General features: G+C 55.1%; 3 protein-coding genes. 1 reads left to right on the top strand and 2 read right to left on the bottom strand.

Annotated elements, in window-relative coordinates; genetic code table 11:
- Positions 1–3 precede the first annotated feature (3 nt).
- Positions 4–1,206 (bottom strand): ISL3-like element ISAeme19 family transposase, encoded by a 1,203-nt coding sequence (locus AB5Y97_RS06015; RefSeq protein ID WP_368157222.1) that lies wholly within the window; start codon positions 1,204–1,206, stop codon positions 4–6.
- 192 nt (positions 1,207–1,398) lie between these two features.
- Between AB5Y97_RS06015 and AB5Y97_RS06010 the strand changes: the two genes are divergently transcribed.
- A complete protein-coding gene (locus AB5Y97_RS06010) occupies positions 1,399–2,247 on the top strand; it encodes a LysR family transcriptional regulator (protein WP_368157373.1) in 849 nt (282 codons plus the stop codon).
- Here the strand turns inward: AB5Y97_RS06010 and AB5Y97_RS06005 are convergent.
- Positions 2,244–3,512: an IS4-like element ISAeme4 family transposase gene (locus tag AB5Y97_RS06005; RefSeq protein WP_041206016.1), complete on the bottom strand. Its 1,269-nt coding sequence runs from the start codon at positions 3,510–3,512 to the stop codon at positions 2,244–2,246. The genes AB5Y97_RS06010 and AB5Y97_RS06005 overlap by 4 nt on opposite strands.
- Positions 3,513–3,613 lie beyond the last annotated feature (101 nt).

Here is a 3,613-nt window from a genome sequence, read left to right as displayed (position 1 = left end):
GGTTCATCGCGGCTTTCCGGGGAAGGCCGCCTTGATTTTCAGAAAAAAGTATTCTGAGTCCCTAAATCCATATGCCATGCGCTTTATCACTTTGATCTTGTTGTTCACCCCTTCCAGCACACTCGTGTGCATCGGGTAGTTTGCACTCGCCAGGATCCCCCGCATATATTTCGATAAATTTCGACCAAATCGTTGCAGCGGCGCTAGCCCGCTTTCCTTCACCTGCCGCATCCAGCTCCGCCATCGTCGCCATCCTTCCCACACGCTCGGCGCATACCAGATGCCCTTCAACCCCTCTTTCAGCACGTACACCATCGCCAGCGGTTGATTCGCCGCCAACAGCTCCTGCAACTTCACATCCTGTTTTTCACTCAACTTCGCCCGATTACGTAGCAGCAACCAACGCGCACTTTTGACCACTTTTCGCGCCGGTTTATCGCTTTTCAGTGCATTCGCCTGCTCCACTCGCACCCGGTCCACCACCTCTCGGCCATAGCGAGCCACCACGTGGAACAGGTCGTAGACCACCTCCGCCTGCGGGCAGTGTTGCTTCACCTCCAGGTCGAACGCCGTGTTCATGTCCATCGCCACCGCTTCAATCTGCTGGCATCGCTCGCCGAGCTGCTCGAAGAAGGGACGGATAGCGGCCCGGCTGTTGCCGTGCCCCACCCACAGGACGCGGATTCGCTCGGCATCCATGATCACGGTGGCATAGCGGTGTCCCTTGTGCAGGGCAAACTCATCCATCACCAGCCGCCGCACCTCCCCAAGTTCGATGGTGCCCACACTGGTCTGCAAACGGCGCTTGTCGATCTCCTTGATGGTGTGCCAACCGACCCCGGTGAGCTGGCTGACATGGCGGATGGGGAGGTACTGAACGAGCGCTTCAATCCAGCACTGCATGCGCCGGGTGAGGCGGGAGCCAGAGGGGAGCCAGTCGATATGTTCACTGACGCGACCACAGCGCAGACAGTCGACGCGGCGAACAGGCAGTTGTAACCAGACTTGTCGGTCAAATAGGTCTCGCTCACGCACCCGGCGGATACGTTGGTCGTGGATCAATGGCGTGGGTTGCAGGCATCGGCGACAACGGGGCAACAGGTCGGCGCGAGGCTCAAGGGTAAACAGGGTGTGATGGTTGGCAGAAAGCGCTTGGGCGATGACGGTATAACCTGGCCAGAAGGAGGCAATATCAATATGATGCACGGCGACAGCAGGGTGATGGTGGTGGTGTGTTTGGAGACAGCCAGTTTACCAGCACCCTGTCTGTCAACTTCCACTTCCCCAAGATCCCGCGAAGAACCTAAAAATAGCCAGTACGTGAAGGGAGATAATTGACAGCCCATGGTGATTACACTAGCTTGGCGCACCACCCGCCCATGACCGGACGCCATATTCGTGGACAAGCATCTAAGACAATTTATTGCAGTGGCCACCCACAAAAATGTCAGTCTGGCAGCCAGGAAAATGGGACTCAGCCAGCCGACGCTGACACACAACATGAAAAAGCTTGAGGAGAATCTGGGGACTACCTTGCTGGTCAGGCACGCAGGCGGCGTGACGCTCACCGCTGCCGGAGAGCTGCTGCTGGAGCAGGCGCGCGTGATGCAGCGGATCTACGATGACACCCTCAGGCAGCTGGCCAGCCTGCGCGAGCGCACCGCGCGGCCGCTAAAGGTGGGCACCGGACATGCGTGGTGGCAGCCGGTATTGCAACCTGTCACCGCCCGCTATCAGCAGGCTAACCCATCCTGCGCCATCAATATTGAAGTCGGCAACCATCTGCGTCTGCTCGATCTGCTGTTGGACAATCATATCGATCTGTTTCTCGGGCATGAAATTCACGGGCTGGCCAAAAATTACAGCCTGATATTTATCCCGCTATTTATTTCTCACGATGGGGTATTTGTCAGAGCGGGCCATCCCCTCACAGGGAAAATATGCAGCAAGCAGGACCTGGTCGATTATCCCAGCCTGCTGGTGACGCCGGATGAGGATAAATATCTGCATCTGGTCGATGATTTGGCGAGAAAAAAGCAGGAACGCGCCGCCATGAAGCTAAATGACAAAATCATTTATAGCAGCAATTCCCTGCTCACCAGCATTGATATTGTCAATAACAGCAATGCTGTCATGCCTTATCCGGTGAGCATGGCTGGTTATTTTTCCCGATTTGGTATTGGCCAGCTGAATATGGGCGAAGAGTACAACAAGGGGACTATCGGTATTTCATATACAGGACCTTAAGAAAACACTTCATTTGAAATTCCTTCTAAGGTCCTGTTCTGTATCGATTTTCGCTGCTTGGTTCGACGGGCATTTTTCGCCAAGTAAACGGCAGCCCATTCCAGACGCTCTCTTATTTCCACCAACACCCGATGAGCCACCGCTTCCAATAACGGGAACCACCAGGTTCCGCTATTTTTCGCCGCTTTCAGTGTGGATAAACCGTCCCCCATCAGCGTCTGAGCTACCCGTCTTTTCATCACCAGCGACAACAGGCTGGCCCACACCAGCCCCTCGGCAATGGCTTTCTGACCTGTCACAAAGCCCTTGAGCCGGTTGTGCGACTTCCACTCCTTAAACAGCAGCTCCACCTGCCAACGACAGCGGTACAGGCTCATCACCCGCTCTGCTGGCCATGCCTCTCGTGGCAGATTGGTCATCCAGATACAGAACCGTTTCTCCTCGGCAAACCAGCGTCGGATCAGCCGATACTCGAACTTGCCCGATTTCACCACCATATCCAGTACCTCTGCCCGACAGTGCCGCCGTCCAGCATCCTTGAGTGACAGGCCCGCCAGCTTCGGCACTTCCCGTTCGTCACCGCGCCATGCCCGGATAATCTTCGGGTTCAGGCTCTTACTACCCCTGACCAGATAGAAACCGCCCGCCTCGTTTAGTTTCGCAAAGTAGGCCATATCGATGTAACCCGCGTCCGCCAACAGCAGGCTGTTATTGAGCCGCTCGGGCTCAGGCAGGAACTGGCGCTCTGACGCCGTATCGGCAGAGACCTGCATGCAAACTGGACTTTGCTCCAATAGAGACATGAGCATATGACACTCGATTGCCGCCGGGCTAATGGTCTTGAACCTTCCCGGAAACACTTCGGCCAGGCTTTTGTGGACGGCAAAGGAAGTACCATCCTGCAACAACACCTGTTTGAATGCGCCAAGGGATGCAGTCTTCATCTGTTGGCCGATACGCAAGGCGATAGCCCGTTCAACCAGCGCCTTCATGAACAGGGCGAACGACGCTTTGCGCAACTGGTTGTGAAAGGGCTTGTAGGAAACCTGATGGGCATCAACCAGTTGCAAGGCATTGAAATGATGGTGCAATCCAGCGATACCATCGACCTGGTCGCAGCCAAGTGCCCGCAAGAGTGCAGTCACCAGCATGGCAGGCGTAATGGCTCGTTTGCGCAAGCAAAATTGGCAGTCACGGGCAATGCGGTCGAGTTCGGCAGGAGAGAGAAGTTGCTCAAGATAGTGGTTGGCATCGATAATGGTCATGGCTTCGTGCGTGGCGGTTTTGTTTGGCGATAAAATCAGATCACAATCGAAGCCATTTTTATATCTATTTCAATTGGTTGCTGCTAAAGATCCTGTACATG

Origin of the sequence: Aeromonas sp. R10-2, assembly GCF_040908445.1 — a bacterium.
Lineage (GTDB): Bacteria > Pseudomonadota > Gammaproteobacteria > Enterobacterales > Aeromonadaceae > Aeromonas > Aeromonas veronii.
Note: the sequence above shows the minus strand (reverse complement) of the source record. Positions and strands in the feature narration are given on the sequence as shown.

Coding starts and splice junctions, on each gene's coding strand:
- AB5Y97_RS06005 (WP_041206016.1), bottom strand. CDS start 3,512: ATGACCATTATCGATGCCAACCACTATCTTGAGCAACTTCTCTCTCCT.